This is a genomic window from Burkholderia sp. 9775_39, from assembly GCF_015712225.1.
In the GTDB taxonomy this organism is placed as follows: domain Bacteria; phylum Pseudomonadota; class Gammaproteobacteria; order Burkholderiales; family Burkholderiaceae; genus Burkholderia; species Burkholderia cenocepacia.
Genome location: NZ_JACCQC010000018.1, coordinates 103,059 through 120,751 on the forward strand (window position 1 = coordinate 103,059; position 17,693 = coordinate 120,751).

General features: G+C 69.3%; 13 protein-coding genes. 2 read left to right on the forward strand and 11 right to left on the reverse strand.

Annotation, left to right across the window (positions count from 1 at the left end; genetic code table 11):
• Window positions 1–26: 26 nt before the first annotated feature.
• The 8 genes from H0X90_RS23635 to H0X90_RS23670 all read right to left on the reverse strand — a co-directional run bounded on the left by H0X90_RS23635 (window position 27) and on the right by H0X90_RS23670 (window position 11,533).
• On the reverse strand, window positions 27–2,036 hold the full coding sequence (locus tag H0X90_RS23635) for an ATP-binding protein (RefSeq protein ID WP_077189755.1): 2,010 nt from the start codon (window positions 2,034–2,036) through the stop codon (window positions 27–29).
• A 4-nt stretch (window positions 2,037–2,040) separates the two neighbouring features.
• On the reverse strand, window positions 2,041–3,330 hold the full coding sequence (locus H0X90_RS23640; protein ID WP_006490818.1) for a dicarboxylate/amino acid:cation symporter: 1,290 nt from the start codon (window positions 3,328–3,330) through the stop codon (window positions 2,041–2,043).
• A gap of 356 nt (window positions 3,331–3,686) precedes the next feature.
• Window positions 3,687–5,372, reverse strand: a complete 1,686-nt coding sequence (locus tag H0X90_RS23645) for a cation acetate symporter (protein ID WP_062884303.1) — start codon at window positions 5,370–5,372, stop codon at window positions 3,687–3,689.
• Between the two features lie 11 nt (window positions 5,373–5,383).
• A complete protein-coding gene (locus tag H0X90_RS23650; protein ID WP_006477703.1) occupies window positions 5,384–5,689 on the reverse strand; it encodes a DUF485 domain-containing protein in 306 nt (101 codons plus the stop codon).
• Between the two features lie 95 nt (window positions 5,690–5,784).
• A complete protein-coding gene (locus tag H0X90_RS23655; protein ID WP_077189756.1) occupies window positions 5,785–6,990 on the reverse strand; it encodes a CaiB/BaiF CoA-transferase family protein in 1,206 nt (401 codons plus the stop codon).
• Window positions 6,991–7,020: 30 nt separating this feature from the next.
• Window positions 7,021–8,166, reverse strand: a complete 1,146-nt coding sequence (locus H0X90_RS23660; protein WP_077189757.1) for an acyl-CoA dehydrogenase family protein — start codon at window positions 8,164–8,166, stop codon at window positions 7,021–7,023.
• Window positions 8,167–8,180: 14 nt separating this feature from the next.
• On the reverse strand, window positions 8,181–9,377 hold the full coding sequence (locus tag H0X90_RS23665) for an acyl-CoA dehydrogenase family protein (protein WP_077189758.1): 1,197 nt from the start codon (window positions 9,375–9,377) through the stop codon (window positions 8,181–8,183).
• Window positions 9,378–9,406: 29 nt separating this feature from the next.
• On the reverse strand, window positions 9,407–11,533 hold the full coding sequence (locus H0X90_RS23670) for a 3-hydroxyacyl-CoA dehydrogenase NAD-binding domain-containing protein (RefSeq protein WP_077189759.1): 2,127 nt from the start codon (window positions 11,531–11,533) through the stop codon (window positions 9,407–9,409).
• A gap of 159 nt (window positions 11,534–11,692) precedes the next feature.
• Between H0X90_RS23670 and H0X90_RS23675 the strand changes: the two genes are divergently transcribed.
• Window positions 11,693–12,655, forward strand: coding sequence for a LysR family transcriptional regulator (locus H0X90_RS23675; protein ID WP_006485246.1), 963 nt, complete (start codon window positions 11,693–11,695; stop codon window positions 12,653–12,655).
• 83 nt (window positions 12,656–12,738) lie between these two features.
• Window positions 12,739–14,613, forward strand: a complete 1,875-nt coding sequence (gene ggt / locus H0X90_RS23680) for a gamma-glutamyltransferase (protein ID WP_077189760.1) — start codon at window positions 12,739–12,741, stop codon at window positions 14,611–14,613.
• A 56-nt stretch (window positions 14,614–14,669) separates the two neighbouring features.
• Here the strand turns inward: ggt and H0X90_RS23685 are convergent, their stop codons facing one another.
• Genes H0X90_RS23685 through tauA form a run of 3 tightly spaced genes read right to left on the reverse strand, consistent with a single transcriptional unit; the run spans window position 14,670 to window position 17,484 of the window.
• Window positions 14,670–15,632 carry an ABC transporter permease subunit gene (locus tag H0X90_RS23685; RefSeq protein ID WP_034201324.1) on the reverse strand — a complete coding sequence of 321 codons (963 nt, stop codon included), beginning with the start codon at window positions 15,630–15,632 and terminating at the stop codon, window positions 14,670–14,672.
• Window positions 15,632–16,429, reverse strand: coding sequence for a taurine ABC transporter ATP-binding protein (locus H0X90_RS23690; RefSeq protein WP_006499066.1), 798 nt, complete (start codon window positions 16,427–16,429; stop codon window positions 15,632–15,634). Before H0X90_RS23690 ends, H0X90_RS23685 begins: the two co-directional genes overlap by 1 nt.
• 38 nt (window positions 16,430–16,467) lie before the next feature.
• Window positions 16,468–17,484 (reverse strand): taurine ABC transporter substrate-binding protein, encoded by a 1,017-nt coding sequence (tauA, locus tag H0X90_RS23695; RefSeq protein WP_006485234.1) that lies wholly within the window; start codon window positions 17,482–17,484, stop codon window positions 16,468–16,470.
• Window positions 17,485–17,693: the final 209 nt, after the last annotated feature.

The window sequence follows — 17,693 nt, forward strand, 5'->3', positions numbered from 1 at the left end:
TCGGTCGCCGACCGGGCCTGTTCACGCTAATGCGAACCCGCCGGCTCGGACACGGAGTCCGGATGATGCGTGCGGGCGCGCCGCAGCGTCAAGACGAACAGCGCGCCGCCCGACGGGGCGTTGCGCGCGGTCAGCGCGCCGCCCGCGTCGCTCGCGATCGACGACGAGATCGCGAGGCCGAGCCCGAGCCCGCGCCCCATTTCCTTGGTCGTGAAGAACGGCTCGAACAGGCGCGGCAGCAGATCGGGCGCGATCCCGGAGCCGTTGTCGCGCACCTCGACCGCGAGCGTCGCGGCCGACACCGCGATCGTCACCTCGATCGCCGGCGCCGCGACGCCGGCCACCGCGTCGAGCGCGTTGCCGAGCAGGTTGATCAGCACCTGTTCGAGGCGCAGATCCTCGCAGCGCGCGACGAGTTCCGGATAGTCACGCGCCAGGTCGAGCGGCGCGTCGCGCGCGGGCGACACGGTCGCGTCCTGCAGCGTCAGCGTGAGCGCGACGCCGCGCAGGCGCTCGTCGAGCAGCGACAGCACGCTGCGCAATGCGCGCACGACGAGGGCCTGCTCGTTGCGCGGCTTCGCGCGGCCGACGAACAGCTTCAGCTGGTTGGTGATCTTGCCCATCCGCTCGGTCAGCGCGGCGATCGCCTCGAGATTCTCGCGCGCGGCGGCCTGCTCGCCGCGATCGAGCAGCACGCGCGTGTTGTCCGAGAAGCTGCGCAGCGCCGCGAGCGGCTGGTTCAGTTCGTGCGTGATGCCGGCCGCCATCTGGCCGAGCGCGGCGAGCTTGCTCGCCTGGATCAGTTCGTCGTGCGCGGCGCGCAGCTCCTGCTCCGCGCGGATCCGGTCGCCGACTTCCTTCTGCAACTGCTCGTTCGCTTCCGACAAATCGGCCGTACGCTCCTCGACGCGCCGGTTCAGTTCCGCGTACGCCTGCTGCAGCAGCGCGCGGCCGCGGATCATCTCGCGCACGCGGGCGCGGCGCATCCGCCAGTAGAACGCCAGCAGCGCGACCGACACGAAGCCGAAGCCGGTGACGATCGTCGCGTTGCGCGCATCGGCATCGATCGGCGCGATCGGCGCGAGCGTGACGAGCAGCCAGTCGGGCTCGCCGATCCGCCGCTTGCTGGCGAGAAAGCGCGGCGCGCGCCGGCCGGCGCCGAGGCGCACGATCTCCGCGTCGGCGCCGAGCGTCTGCTCGACGCGCAACGGCAGCGGCGTGACCGGTTGCTGCGCGTACTGGCGCGTTTCGTAGATCGACGCGGCGACCGGCCCCGTGAGCGGGCGCAGCGTGTGGTACTTCCACGCGGGCACCGACGACAGGAACACGACGCCGTGATCGTCCACGACGACGAGCGGCTCGGACGCGTCGGCGCCCTGGAACCATTCGAGGTTGAGCTTCACGACGACGACGCCCGCGATCTTGCCGTCGTGCCACACGGGCTGCGAGATGTAGTAACCGGGGTCGCGCGAGATCGTGCCGATCCCGAAAAAACGGCCGACCTGGCCGTTCATCGCGTCGAGAAAATACGGGCGGAAACGGTATTCGATTCCGACGAAGCTGTCGGGCGCGCGCCAGTTGCTGGCGGCGACGCACAGCCCGTCCGCGCCGATCACGTAGGTGACGGTCGCGTGCGCGTGTTCGTTGAGGTCTTCGAGATAGCGGTTGACGCGCGCGGTGTAGTCGCCGCGCTTGGGCTCCGCGAGCAGATCCTGCACGTACGGATGGCTGCCGAGCAGGTAAGGCAGCGATTCGTAGCGATCGAGCGTGCTCTTGAGCGCGTTGGTGGTGCGATCGACGCGCACCGCGGCATTGCGCTGCAGCTCGGCGACGCCGCGCTGCCAGGTGACCGTCCACGTGAGCGCGCACGCCGCGACGAGCGCGGCGGCGAGCACGACGAGGATGAGCAGGCGGCGCGTCACGGTCGAGGCTTCCTGGCGATGCGGATCGCCTATTGTGTCATAGGCCTCCGCCTCGATGCCCCGGGCGCCGCGGGCCGTACGGCCGGCGGGCGGCGGCGCCGCCTGCTCGTTCATCGCGTCAGACGCCGGCCGTCTCGGTCGGCGCGACTTCGCTGCCGCCCTTCAGCGCCTGGCGCAGCTTGTTGCGGTCGAGCTCCTTCTCCCAGGCCGACACGACGACCGTCGCCACGCCGTTGCCGACGATGTTGGTCAGCGCACGGCATTCGCTCATGAAGCGGTCGATGCCGAGGATCAGCACCATGCCCGACAGCGGGATCGTCGGCACGACGGCCAGCGTCGCGGCGAGTGTGATGAAGCCCGCGCCGGTCACGCCGCTCGCGCCCTTCGACGTCAGCATCGCGACGGCCAGCAGCGTGAGCTGCTGCATCCAGGTCAGCTCGATGTTGGTCGCCTGCGCGATGAACAGCACGGCCATCGTCATGTAGATGTTGGTGCCGTCGAGGTTGAACGAATAGCCGGTCGGCACGACGAGGCCGACGACCGAACGCGAGCAGCCGGCCTTCTCGAGCTTTTCCATCAGCTGCGGCAGCGCGGCTTCCGACGAGCTCGTGCCGAGCACGATCAGCAGTTCTTCCTTGATGTACGACACGAAGCGGATGATCGAGAAGCCGGTGAAGCGCGCGATCGCGCCGAGCACGACGAGCACGAACACGACCGACGTCAGGTAGAACGTGCCGATCAGCTTGAGCAGCGGCACCAGCGAGCCGACGCCATACTTGCCGATCGTGAACGCCATCGCGCCGAACGCGCCGATCGGGGCCAGCTTCGTGACGATGTGCACGATGCCGAACAGCACGCGCGTCAGGCCGTCGATGAAGTCGGTGACCACGCGGCCGCGCTCGCCGAGGTGCGCGAGCACGCTGCCGAACAGCAGCGCGATCAGCAGGATCTGCAGGATTTCACCCTGCGCGAACGCGTCGACCATCGTGTTCGGGATGATGTGCATCAGGAAGTCGACCGTCGACTGCCCGTGCGCCTTCGCCGCGTACGACGCGACGGCCTTGCCGTCGAGCGTCGCCGGATCGATGTTGAAGCCGACGCCCGGACGCAGCAGGTGCGTGGCCGCGAGGCCGAGCAGCAGCGCGAAGGTCGACACGATCTCGAAGTACAGCAGCGCCTTGCCGCCGACGCGGCCGACCTTCTTCATGTCCTCCATGCCGGCGATGCCGGTGACGACCGTACAGAAGATGATCGGACCGATCACCATCTTGATCAGCTTGATGAACCCGTCGCCGAGCGGCTTCATGTCGGTGGCGAGCGCCGGGTAGTAGTGGCCGAGGATCACGCCGACGATGATGGCGAAGATCACCTGCACATAGAGCACTTTGTAGAAGGGTTTCTTCTTCACGATGGTTCCTGCTGAAGTAGATGATGAGCCGGTGGAAACGGCGTCACGCGCGCAGGCGAATGTCTCAGGGGAAAGTCACTCGCCCGCGCGGCTGCCGTGCCGCAACAAGCGATGCCTCAGAACATCCGGAGGGGGAGGAAGGCAGTGGTCATCGGTTGTCTCCTTGGTTTAATAGTCAGGCCGGGGGCCGGCCATGCGCTTTATATTGCAAGGTCGATGCCAGGTTTCCGGAACCCCTCAAGCCGTTGTTTTCATTGTATTTCTCATAATGCGGCAGGCAAGAAAATCCGGGATTCCGGATTTCCGGAAAATATCCGTCCGGCGATCCGGACGGATGTGTCGCTTCGTCAGACGAATCAGTGCCGCACGGCCTGGCTGGCCAGCACGCCGGTCTGCGCGTAGAACTCCTGCTGCGCGAACGCGTCGCGCTCGCGGCGTGCGCGCTCGCCGCGATCCGCGAGCGAACCGATGACGATCCCGACGAACGCGAGCGGCACCGACACGAGCGCAGGGTTGTCGAGGAACACCGGCGCATGCGCGTGGTGCAGCACGTCGACCCACACCGACTTCGACAGCACCGTGAGCGCGACCGCCGACACGAGGCCGAGACCGCCGCCGAGCACCGCGCCGCGGGTCGTCATCCCGCGCCAGAAGATCGACATCGCGAGCACCGGGAAATTGGCGCTCGCGGCCACCGCCGCGACGAGCCCGACCATGAACGCGACGTTCACGTGCTCGAACAGGATCGACAGCCCGATCGCGACGGCCGACAGCACGATCGTCGCCGCGCGCGAGATCCGCATCTCCAGCCGTTCGTCGGGCTTGCCGCGCGCCCACATCTGCGCATACAGGTCGTGCGAGATCGTCGTCGCGCCGGCGAGCGTCAGGCCCGCGACCACCGCGAGGATCGTCGCGAACGTGACGGCCGCGATGAACCCGTAGAACCAGTTGCCGCCCACTGCCTGCGCGAGCTTCACCGCGACCATGTTGGAGCCGCCGAGCAGGTCGTGCGTCAGGTTGAACGTGCCGTTCGCGCCGAGCCGGAAGAATTCCGGATGCTGCGCGAGCAGCACGATCGCCGAGAAGCCGATCACGAAGGTCAGCAGGTAGAAGTAGCCGATGAAGCCCGTCGCGTAGAGCACCGACTTGCGCGCCTCCTTCGCGTTCGGCACCGTGAAGAAGCGCATCAGGATGTGCGGGAAGCCGGCCGTGCCGAACATCAGCGCGATGCCGAGCGACAGCGCGTTGGCCGGGTCGCGGATCAGCTTGCCGGGCCCCATGATCGACAGCGCACCCGGATGCACGGCCACCGCGCGGCGGAACATCGCGTCGATGCTGAAGCCGAACTCGCCGAGCGCGAGCACCGCGAGCAGCGTCGCGCCGCACAGCAGCAGCACGGCCTTGATCACCTGCACCCAGGTGGTCGCGGTCATCCCGCCGAAGAACACGTAGACGACCATCAGCACGCCGACGATCAGCTCGGCCGTGCCGTACGACAGCCCGAACAGCAGCTGGATCAGCTTGCCCGCGCCGACCATCTGCACGACGAGGTACAGCACGACGATGGTCAGCGCGTTCGCCGACGTCAGCAGTCGGATCGGCCGCTGCGCGAAGCGGTACGCGACGACGTCGACGAACGTGAACTTGCCGAGGTTGCGCAGCGGTTCGGCGATCAGGAACATCACGAACGGCCAGCCGACCAGGAAGCCGATCGAATAGATCAGCCCGTCGAAGCCGAACATGAACACCATCCCCGACAGCCCGAGGAACGACGCGGCCGACATGTAGTCGCCGGCGATCGCGAGCCCGTTCTGCAGCCCGGTGATGCCGCCGCCGGCCGTGTAGAAGTCGCGCGTCGAGCGGGTGCGGCGCGCGGCCCAGCGCGTGAGCGCGAGCGTCGCGAACACGAACGCGAAGAACATCGCGATCGCGACCGGGTTCAGCTCGACCTTGTCGGGCATCGGGCCGGCGACACCGGTCGCATGGGCGGTGGAGGAGACGAGAACGGTCAGCGCGCCGAGCGCGCGCGCAATGCGTCGCATGCGGGCCTCCGTCACGAACGTTGCAGGATCGCGTCGACGCGGCGGTCGAACGCACGGTTCGCGCGCAGCACGTAGCACGCGGTCAGGCCGATCGCGATCAGGATGATCGCGACACCCGCGGCGATCCCGACCGTTGTCGTCGCACCGCGGTACAGCGGCGCGGCGAGCACGTGCGGCGCGAGCGCGACGAGCAGGATGAAGCCGTAGTAGGTGGCGATCATCAGCGCCGTCAGCGTGAAGCTGAAGCGGCGCCGTGCCCGCACGAGCTGCTGGTAGTCGCGGCGCGCCGTGACCGATTCGATGACGGAAAGCTCCATGGTGTCTCCATTTCCAGCTCGTCATGGCGAGCGGTGTTTTGTGGAATGGTCGGCGCGCGTCGACTGTTCCGCCCGCGCCGCGGCGGTAAATTGAATTACACGATGCGATCCGCCCGCAGCCGCGCGACGTCCTCCGCCGACATCCCGAGCCAGCCGCCGAGCACCGCATCGGTATCGGCGCCGAGCACCGGCGGTGCACCGCGCACCGGCAGCCGCGCGCCGTCGAAGCGGTACGGCGGCGCGAGCACGTCGACGCCGCCCGCGACCGGATGCGGCTGCCGCGTGACGAGCCCGGCACTCGTCGCACGTTCGGACGTCAGCGCTTCGTGCAGCCCGAGCACTTCGCCGCACGGGATGCCCGCATCGGCGAGCGCGGCGAGCAGCGTCGTGCGCGACCGGCGTGCCAGTTCGCGACGAATCTCGGGCAGCAGGTCGGCACGATTCTCCGAGCGGCCGAGGTTGGTCCTGTAGCGTTCGTCCGCCGCCAGGTCGGGCCGCTCGATCGCGTCGCAGAAGCGCGCGAACTGCGTGTTGTTGCCGACCGTGATCACGAGCGGGCCGTCGGCCGCGTCGAACACGCCGTACGGCACGATCGACGGGTGCGCGTTGCCGTAGCGCGGCGGGTCCTCGCCCATCAGCAGCGCGTCGAGCCCGTAGTACGCGGTGATCATCAGCCCGCAGTCGAACAGCGCCATCTCGATGCGCCGCCCGCGCCCGGTCGCATGGCGTTCGTACAACGCGGCCAGGATCGCCTGCGCCGAATACATGCCGGTGAACAGGTCGACCGCCGCGACGCCGAACTTCAGCGGCGGCTGGCCGGCCTCGCCGTTCAGCGCCATCAGCCCGGCCTCGCCCTGCACCACGAGGTCGTAGCCGGGCCGCGCGGCCTCGGCGCCCGACCGGTCGTAACCCGAAATCGCGCAGTGCACGAGGCGCGGGTTCAGCTCGGCCAGCGCGTCGTAGCCGAGGCCGAGCTTCTCCGCGCCGCCGAACTTGAAGTTGTGGATCAGCACGTCGGCCTGCGCGGCCAGCTCGCGCGCGATGCGCTGGCCGGCTTCCGTCTGCAGGTCGACGCAGATCGACCGCTTGCTGCGGTTCACGCTGTTGAAATACGTGGTTTCGGTGTCGCCGATCCGCAGCCCCCAGTCGCGCGTATCGTCGCCGCGCGCCGGATGCTCGACCTTGATCACTTCCGCACCGAAATCGGCCAGCACCATCGCGCACCACGGGCCGGCCAGCACGCGCGAGAAATCGAGCACCTTCACGCCGGCCAGCGGCAGCGCGCACCGTTCGTTCGTCATCGTTGTCTCCTCCATTCGCGCCGTGCGCCCTTACTGTTTCGACAGCGCGATGTAGCGCGCGAGATGATGATCCTCGTCACCGAGCTGGTGATCGATCATCACGAGCCGCTTCGCGTAGTGCGACAGCGGCAACTCCCACGTCATCCCGATCCCGCCGTGCAGCTGGATGCTTTCCTCGGCGACGAGCGTGCCGATCCGGCCGATGCTGTATTTCGCCGCCGCGAGCGCGCGCTCGCGCACCGCGCGCGGCGCGTCGAGCTGCGCGGCCGCGTTGATCACGGCCGAGCGCGCCTGCTCGACTTCGAGCAGCAGGTCGGCCATCCGGTGCTGCAGCGCCTGGAAGCTGCCGATCGGCAAACCGAACTGCTTGCGCGTGCGCAGGTAGTCGAGCGTGTGCTCCTTCGCGACGTCCATCGCGCCGAGCGCTTCCGCCGACAGCGCGAGCAGCCCGTAGCCGAGCACGCGTTCGAGCAGTTCGGCGCCCGCTTCGCCGTCGAGCGCGTCCGGCGCGCCGAGCGCGGCGTCGGCCGGCAGCGCGACACGCTCGAAGCGCACTTCGGCCGCACGGCCGCCGTCGATCTTCCGGTAGTCGCGCAGCGACACGCCCGGCGCATCGGCCGGCACGACGAACAGGCCGATGCCGGCCGCGTCGTCGTCGCGACCCGACACGCGCGCGCTGACGACGAAGAACGCCGCCTGCGCGGCCTGGTCGACGACACCTTTCGCGCCGGTCAGCACCCAGCCGCCGCCGGACCGTTCGGCGCGCGTGCGCACGGTCGTCAGTTCGTAGTGCGAGCCCGGCTCGTCGTGCGCGAACGCGGCGCTCGCGCTGCCGTCGATCAATGTGGCGAGCCGGTGGCGATGCGCATCGCCGCCGGCGAGCGCCAACGCGCGGCCCGCGAGCAGCGCGCCGAGGAACGGCTCGACGACGAGCCCGCGCCCGAGGCATTCGAACACCACGGCGATATCGAAGCCCGCGCCGCCGAAGCCGCCGTCGGCTTCGGCGAACAGCGCGCCGACCGTGCCGAGTTCGGCGAAGCGCTGCCACATCGCGCGATCGAACCCTTCGGCCGACTGCGCGATGCGGTCACGCACCGGGAACGCGTACTGTTCGGCGATGAAGCGGTTCAACGTGTCCGCCAGCATCCGGCGGTCTTCTGTGTGCTGGAAATCCATCGTCGCGTCCCTCGTTACAGCCCGAGCATCATCTTCGCGATGATGTTCTTCTGGATCTCGTTCGAGCCGCCGAAGATCGACAGCTTGCGGTTGTTGAAATACTGCTGCGCGGCGCTCGCGGCTTCTTCCGGGCCGACCGGTTCGCCGTCGTAATCGGCGTCGAGCGCGTCGTCGACGAACGGCTGCGCGTATGGCCCCACCGCGCGCCGCATCAGCGCGGTGATCTCCTGGCGGATCTGCGTGCCGCGAATCTTCAGCATCGAGCTTTCCGCGCCCGGCACGCCGCCGCCCGCGACCGCGGCCAGCACGCGCAGGTTGGTCGTGCGCATGTTTTCCAGCTCGATCTCGACGCGCGCGAGCCGCGCCGCGAAGAACGGATCGTCCGCGAGCGGTCGGCCGTTCTTCGTGACCTTCGCGGCCACCGCGCGCAGCCGGTCGAGGGCGGCGGTCGAGAAGCCGATCCCCGCGATGTTGGTGCGCTCGTACGTGAGCAGGTATTTCGCGTAGGTCCAGCCGCGATTCTCTTCGCCGACCAGGTTCTCCACGGGCACGCGCACGTCGGTGAAGAACACCTCGTTCACCTCATGCTCGCCGTCGAGCGTGATGATCGGACGCACGTCGACGCCCGGCGTATTCATGTCGATCAGCAGGAAGCTGATGCCTTCCTGCTTGCGCACGTCGGTCGCGGTGCGCACGAGGCAGAAGATCATGTTCGCGTAGTGGCCGAGCGTGGTCCACGTCTTCTGGCCGTTCACGACGTAGTGATCGCCGTGGCGCACCGCGCTCGTCTTCACCGACGCGAGATCGGAGCCGGCGCCCGGCTCCGAGTAGCCCTGACACCACCAGTCGGTGCCGTCGAGGATGCGCGGCAGCCAGTGGCGCTTCTGCGCGTCGTTGCCGTACTTGATCAGCACCGGGCCGAGCATGTTCACGCCGAACGGCACGATGCGCGGCGCACCGGCGAGCGCACATTCGTTGTCGAACAGGAATTTCTGCGCGACGCTCCAGCCGGGGCCGCCGTATTCGCGCGGCCAGTGGCTCGCGAGCCAGCCGCGCGCGTTGAGGATCGCGTGCCATTCGCGCATGTCGTCGCGCGTCAGGTGCAGGCCGCCCTTCACCTTGCGCGCGGTGCGCGCCGGCAGTTCGGCGGCGAGGAAGCGCTGCACTTCAGCGCGAAAGGCTTCCTCTTCGGGAGTGAAATCGAGGTCCATCTTCGGTCCGTGGCAAATGCGGTTGGCGTTCAGTCGATGTGGTCCAGGCTCGCGAAATCCGCGCCGCGCGCGACGAGATCGACGAGCAGCGGCGACGGCTTCCAGAACAGCGGATCGTCCTTCGCGAACGTGCGGATGTCGGCGAGCACGTTCGCGAGGCCGAGCGTGTCCGCGTAGTGCATCGGGCCGCCGCGATAGCGCGGGAAGCCGTAGCCGTGCAGGAACACCGCGTCGACGTCGAGCGGGCGCAGCGCGATCTTCTCGTGCACGACGTTCGCGCCTTCGTTGATCATCGCGGCGAGGTAGCGGCGCAGGATCTCGTCGTCGGTGAACGTGCGCGGCGTGATGCCCTTCTTCGCGCGTTCTTCCGCGACGATCGCGTCGACTTCCGGGTCGGGCGTGCCGACGCGCGCGCCGTCCGGATACAGGTAGTAGCCGCGGCCGGTCTTCTGCCCGAACCAGCCGCGCTCGCACAGCCGGTCGGAAATCTCCACGTAGCGCGCATTCGGATCGCGCGTCGCCGCGCGGCGCTTGCGGGTCGCCCAGCCGATGTCGCCGCCCGCGAGGTCGACGACCTGGAACGGCCCCATCGGGAAGCCGAATTCGCGCACCGCGCGATCGATCTGGTACGGCGACGCGCCGTCTTCCATCAGGTAGTCGGCCGCCGTCCGGTAGACGGCGAGGATCCGGTTGCCGATGAAGCCGTCGCATACGCCCGCGCGCACCGGCGTCTTCTTCAACTGCCGGGCCAGCGCGAACGCAGTCGCGACGACGTCCGGGCTCACGCGCGCCGGCACGACGATCTCGAGCAGCTTCATCACGTTGGCCGGCGAGAAGAAATGCAGGCCGATCACGTCGGCCGGCCGGTCGATGCTCGCGGCGAGCGCGTCGATGTCGAGATACGACGTGTTGGTCGCGAGCACCGCGCCCGGCTTGCACACGCGGGCGAGTTCGGCGAACACGCCCTGCTTCACGGCCATGTCCTCGAATACGGCTTCGATCACGACGTCGACCTGCGCGAGCGCGTCGTACGACGTGCTGCCCTTGAAGCGCGCGAGGCGGGCCGCGTGCGCGGCGGGCGTCATCCGCCCTTTCGCGACGAGGCCGTCGTACACCTTCTCGACGTGCGCCCGGCCGCGCGCGAGCGAGGCTTCGTCGCGCTCGATCATCGTCACCGGCAGCCCGGCGTCGAGCGCCGCGACCGCGATGCCCGCGCCCATCGTGCCGCCGCCGACCACGCCGATCCGCTCGACCGGCCGTGCGCTCGCGCGTCGCGCCTCGGGCGCCTTCGCCGCCTCGCGTTCCGCGAAGAACGCATGCACGAGGCCCGCGCGCTGCGGGCTGTCGAGACATTGCAGGAACAGGCTGCGTTCGAACTTCATTCCCGCGTCGAACGACTGCGTGAGCGCGGCCTCGACCGCGTCGACGATCTTCGCCGGCGAGAACAGGCCGCGCGACTTCTTCGGCAATTCGGCGCGGGCCGCGTCGATCGCCGCCTGCGCGGCCGTGCGGTCCGCCAGGCCCTGCGCATCGCGCGTGCGGCGCACCGGTGCGCCGAGCGACACGAGTTCCTGCGCATAGGCGAGCCCTTCGGCGAGCGTGTCGTCGCTGTGCGCGACGCGATCGACGAGGCCGAGCGCGAGCGCTTCCTCCGCGCTCGCATGGCGGCCCGTCAGCATCAGGTCGAGCGCGGCCTTCGCGCCGATCAGGCGCGGCGCGCGCTGCGTGCCGCCCGCGCCGGGCAGCAGGCCGAGCGTCACTTCGGGCAGCCCGAGTTTCGCGCCGGGCACCGCGAGCCGGTAATGCGCGGCCAGCGCGACTTCGAGGCCGCCGCCGAGCGTCGCGCCGTGCAGCGCGACCACGACCGGCTTCGTGCCGGACTCGATCCGCTCGCACACGTCGGGCAGCGACGGCGGCACCGGCGGCTTGCCGAATTCGCGGATGTCGGCGCCCGCGATGAAGTTGCGACCGGCGCCGACGATCAGCACCGCGCGGATCGCGTCGTCGGCCTGCGCGGCGTCGATCGCGTCGGCGAGGCCGCGCCGCACGTCGGCGGACAGCGCGTTCACGGGCGGATGGTCGATCGTGACGACGAGCACCTTGTCGCGCCGCTCGCGCGTGACGGTGCCGGTTGGGGGCGTGGCGGGGGAATTCATGGCGTCTCCTGTCGAAGCTGTCGATGCAGCAGGCATGACCCGATTCTCGATTGATCGAGATTCATTGACAATTCCCGCACGCCTTTACAAGCTGTCAAGTCTGACTTGACACTGGATGCTTTCCGACCGTTAAACGGGCCGGATCAGGAGAACACGGGCATGGACCTGAACGCGCTGACGCTGCTCGTCGAGATCCTCGACGCCGGCAATCTCAGCAAGGCCGCGCAGCGGCTCAAGATGAGCCGGGCGAACGTCAGCTACCGGCTCAACCAGCTCGAGCGCTCGATCGGCCAGCAGCTGGTGCGGCGCACGACGCGGCGCATGGAGCCGACCGAGATCGGGCTGAAGCTGTACGAACACGGCCGGCGCATCCGCAACGAACTGCTCGCCGCGCAGGAATCGGTGACGACGCTCGGGCAGGACCTGCAGGGCCGCGTGCGGCTGTCGGTGCCGAGCGGCTACGGGCAGATCGTGATGTCCGAATGGCTGCTCGCGTTCAAGCGGCGGCATCCGGGCATCGTGCTCGACGTGGTGTTCGAGAATCGCGTGGAAGACCTGATGCGCGACGAAGTCGACATCGCGATCCGCGTGATGTCCGAGCCGCCGCAGAACCTGGTCGCGCGCGACATGGGCGCGGTGCGCTACGTCGCGTGCGCGTCGCCCGCGTTCGCGGCCGCGCACGGGATGCCGGCGAGCCTCGGCGCGCTGGCCGCCGCGCCGGTCGTCACCGCGACGGTGATGGGCCGGCAGCTCCGCATCGCCGCGTATCTCGGCGACGAACGCCACGAGGTGCTGCTCGAACCGACGCTGATTTCGGAGAACTTCCTGTTCCTGCGCCAGGCGATCCTCGCGGGGATCGGCGTCGGCATCGTGCCCGACTACGTGATGCAGGACGACCTGCGGCACGGCGCCGTCGTCACGTCGCTCGACGCGTACCGGCTCAGCATCTTCGGCACCCACATGTACATGCTGTACATGCCGAATCGCCACCACACGCGCGCGACCTCGACGTTCATAGAGTTCATCCTCGAACAGGCCGGAAAGACCGGCCGGGGCGGGCCCGGCGGGATGCGTCAGGGTTTCCTGTCGGATGACAAGCCGCCGGGCGCGCGGCGACAATAGCGCGCCGGGGCGGGCAGCGCCGTTGCGCCCGCGCCGACGTCCACGCCGCCGTCTCCTTCGAATTCACTGCTGCCGAGGGTTCAATGTTCGACCGGATTCGTCCGTATTCGCGTCCCTGGACGCTGCTCGCCGCCGTCGCGCTCGTCGCGTTCAACGCCGGCTGCACGTCCCCGTCCGCGCCATCGGGCGCCGTCGTCCCGGTCACCGCCGCATCGGGCGCGGCCGTCCCGCTGCCGGGCGTTCACGCGCCCGAACTGTCGTCCGGCTGGACGGACAAGTCGGGCTGGACCTCGCAGCATTTCATGATCGCGGCCGCGAACCCGCTCGCGACGCAAGCCGGCTACGACATGCTGAAGGCCGGCGGCACCGCGATCGACGCGGCCATCGCGACGCAGATGGTGCTGGCGCTCGTCGAGCCGCAATCGTCGGGCATCGGCGGCGGCGCGTTCATGCTGTACTTCGACGGCCGTGCAACGCAGGCGTACGACGGCCGCGAAACCGCGCCGGCTGCCGCGACCGACCGGCTGTTCTACGGGCCGACCGGCCAGCCGATGAGCTTCTACGAAGGTGTGGTCGGCGGGCGCTCGGTCGGCACGCCGGGCGTGCTGCGCATGCTCGACGCCGCGCACCGCGCGCACGGCAAGCTGCCGTGGCGCCGGCTGTTCCAGCCGGCCATCCGGCTCGCCGAGCGCGGCTTCACGATCAGCCCGCGGCTCGCGATGCTGATCGCGAACGACAAGTACCTGAAGAACGACCCGGCGGCCCGCGCGTACTTCTACAACGCGGACGGCACCCCGAAGGCCGCCGGCACGGTGCTGAAGAACCCGGCGCTCGCGACCGTGCTGCGCCAGGTCGCCGACCGCGGCGCGAACGCGTTCTACAGCGGCGCGATCGCACGCGACATCGTCACGAAGGTGCGCAAGCACCCGACCAACCCGGGGCTGCTCTCGCTGCAGGATCTCGCGCGCTACAAGGCGAAGGTGCGCGCGCCGCTGTGCGCCGACTACCGGCGCTCGGTCGTGTGCGGGATGCCGCCGCCGTCGTCGGGCGGCCTCGCGATCGCGCAGATGCTCGGCATGCTCGAAGCGATGCCCGACTGGCAGCAGATCGGCGCGCAGAAGCCGGTGCGCAATGAGGTCGGCTACGAGCCGACGCCGTTCGCCGCGCACCTGTTCAGCGAAGCCGGGCGCCTCGCGTATGCGGACCGTGCACGCTACGTGGCCGATCCCGATTTCGTGCCGCTGCCGGGCGGCACCTGGGCGAGCCTCACCGACAAGACCTATCTCGCACAGCGCGCGCGGCTGATCGGCGACACCAGCATGGGCGTCGCGCAGGCCGGCACGCCGCAGGGCGCGACGCTCGCGATGGCCGATGACCGCAGCCCCGAATGGCCGTCGACCTCCGACATCGCGATCGTCGACCGCTACGGCCAGGCGCTGTCGATGACGACCAGCATCGAGGACGCGTTCGGCTCGCGGCTGATGGTGCGCGGCTTCATGCTGAACAACCAGCTCACCGATTTCTCGTTCGTGTCGAACGACAACGGCCGGCCGGTCGCGAACCGCGTGCAGCCGGGCAAGCGGCCGCGCTCGGCGATGTCGCCGGAGCTCGTGTTCGACAAGAAGACGAAGCAGGTGACGATGATCGTCGGCTCGGCCGGCGGCCCGGCGATCATCAATCACGTCGCGAAGACGCTGGTCGGCGTGCTCGACTGGGGCATGACGATGCAGCAGGCGATCGCGCTGCCGAACTTCGGGTCGATGAACGGGCCGACGCAGCTCGAACGGGGCCGCGTGTCGGACGCGCTCGTGGACGGGTTGAAGGGACGCGGGCACGACGTGCAGATCGTCGAGATGAACTCGGGGCTGCAGGGGATCCAGCGGCTGAACGTGCAGGGGCAGACGGTGTGGTTCGGCGGCGCGGACCCGCGACGGGAAGGGATCGCGATGGGCGATTGAGCGCGAAAGGCGCGGGCGGCGCGTACGCGCCCGTTGCCCGTGCCGTCAGCGTGACGTCACCCCCGCCCCTTCCACGGCACCACCCGCCGCTCGACCCACCGCATCGCGAGATCGAACAGCCACGCGATCGCGCCGATGAGCAGGATGCCCATCACGACGATGTCGGTGCGCAGGAAGCTCGACGCGTTGAGCACCATCTGCCCGAGCCCGGCCGTCGCGGCGACCATCTCGGCCGCGACGAGCGTCGTCCAGCCGAACCCGATCGCGATCCGCAGCCCGGTGAGGATTTCCGGCAGCGCGGCCGGCAGCACGACATGGCGCACGATCTGCGCGAAGCTGCCGCCGAGCGAATACGCGGCGTTGATCTGCTCGACGGTTGCGGCACGCACGCCGGCGCGCGCGGCCATCGCGATCGGCGCGAAGCACGCGAGAAAGATCACGACCAGCTTGGCCGTCTCGTCGATGCCGAACCAGATCACGACGAGCGGCAGATACGCGAGCGGCGGCAGCGGCCGGTAGAACTCCAGCAGCGGATCGAGCACGCCGCGTGCGATGCGGCTCACGCCCATCAGGATGCCGGCCGGCACGCCGATCGCGGTCGCGAGCGCGAACGCGCCGAACACGCGGGCCGCGCTCCACAACAGATGGTCGGACAACGGCAGGCCGCCCTGGATGCGGCCGTGCCACGCATCGACGAATGCGGTCCACACCGCTTCCGGCGCGGGCAGGAACAGCGGCGGCAGCCACTGCAGATGCGTCGCGACCCACCACAGCACGGCCAGCGCCGCGACCGTCGCGGCGCTCAACCCGGCCGTCTTCCCCTGCCCCGGCAACCGGTAACGGCGCGACGACGGCGCACGGCGCGGCGCCGCCCGACGCGGCGTGCGATCGTCCCGTTCGAAATCGGCGGCCGCACGATCGGCCGTCCAAGAATCCTGTGTGCTCATGCTGTCCTGCCTGTGCAAAGTGCTGTTCCGGCCGCGCCCCACGGCCACCCCGTGCCGTGCGAGTTCACTCATCACGCGGGCTCCGCCGCCGCCTCGTCGCGATGCAGGTACGCGATCAACCGCTCGCGCCACGCGATGAAGTCCGGCGACGACTTCACCGCGCGCGCATCGCGCGATTCGACGTAGCGCCGCGCGAACGGCAGCTCGAAGGTTTCGGCAATGCGACCGGGGCCCGGCGTCATCACGACGAGACGCGTCGCGAGGAACAACGCCTCCTCGACGTCGTGCGTGATGAAGAACACCGTCTTGCCGGTGCGCGCCCACACGTCGAGCACGAGCGCCTGCATCGTGCCGCGCGTCATCGCATCGAGCGCGCCCATCGGTTCGTCCATCAGCAGCACGCGCGGGTCGCTCGCGAGCGCACGCGCGATGCCGACCCGCTGCTGCATCCCGCCCGACAGCTCGTACACGCGCGCACGCGCATGACGCTCGAGGCCGACGAGTGTGAGCATCTCGCGCGCCCGTGCATCGCGTTCGGCCTTCGACACGCGCGCGAAGCGCAGTCCGAGCGCGACGTTGTCGAGCACGTCGAGCCACGGCAGCAGCGCGTATTTCTGGAACACGACGCCGCGATCGGCGCCGGGGCCCGTGACCGGCACGCCGTCGACCCGCACATCGCCCGTCGTCGGTGCGACGAAGCCGGCCATGCAGTTCAGCAGCGTGGTCTTGCCGCACCCGGACGCGCCGAGCGCGACGACGAATTCACCGGCATCGATGCGCAGGTCGACCTGCGCGAGCGCCTGCGTCGTCGGCCTGCCGCGTTCGCCCGGATAGGCGACCGATACCTGACGGACTTCCAGCGTGCTCATGATCGGGGCTCCGCGATGAGTGGGCTGAATGGCCGCGCTCAGCGCGCGGCCTTCTGCACGAACTGCGGATCGACGCCGGCCGAATAGTCGGACAGCACCGTCTGGATCGTGCCTTGCGATTTGAGGAACGTGGCCGTGGCCGCGAGCGACTTCGCGGCGCCCGATTGCGCGCCGCCGCCGAGCCACGTCGGCGATGCCTGCTCGGCCGCCGTCGGGAACGCGTAGAGCGCGAGGCTGGCCGGCACGTCCTGCGCGTTCGCGCCGGACACCTTCGCCACCGCCGCGACCTGCGGCGAGCCGACCTTCCACGCCGCCGCATGCGCGCGGTAGTCGGCGTCTGCCGCCGCGAGCACCTTCACGAAACGCGTGACGAACTCGGGGTTCTCGCGCGCGAACTTGCGGCTCACGACGAAGCCGTCGAAGGTCGCCTTGCCACTTTCCTTCGCAACCTGGCCGGACGTCGTCAGCACGGTGCCCGACTGCTTGACCTTCGCGAGCACCGGATCCCAGATATAGGTCGCGTCGATGTCGCCGCGCGCCCACGCCGCCGCGACTTCGGGCGGACGCAGGTTGACGATCTTCACGTCGTTCGGATTGACGCCCGCGGCCTGCAGCGCGACGAGCGTATGGAAGTGCGACGTCGACACGAACGGCACGCCGATCTTCTTGCCCTTCAACGCGGCGATGCTGGTCACGCCCGAGCCGTTGCGCGCGACGAGCGCCTCGGCATCGTTGATGTTGTCGAGCACCCAGAACAGCGAAATGTCGAGCCCCTGCGACAGGCCGGCCGCGATCGGGCTCGAGCCGGCTTCGCCGAGCTGCACGGAGCCCGACGCGAGCGCGCGGATCACGTCGGCGCCGCTGTCGAGCTTACGGAACGTGACCTTGTAGCCGGTCGCCTTTTCGACTTCACCGCTCGCCTGCGCGTAGCGCCACGGCACGACCATGTCCTGGTACGCGATCACGACTTCGCGCGATTCGGCGTGCGCCGCGCCGAGCGCGGCAAAGGCGGTCAGCGCGACGACGGCGCGGCGGATGAAGCTGAAACGGGACATGCGGCTCTCCTTCGGAATGCGGGCATTGCTGCGGGAGAGCCGACTTTACGGGCTTTGCGCGCGGCGGGAGCGAACTTATCCTGCGAAGCTATCGATGCCGTTTCAGCTTTGCTTTCCACGCTCGACCGGATTGCGCGTCCGGTCGGGTGCCGATTGCCGTGCGCGGGCGCGGGCAACCGCCGCGCCAACGAAAAAGCCCGCATTGCTGC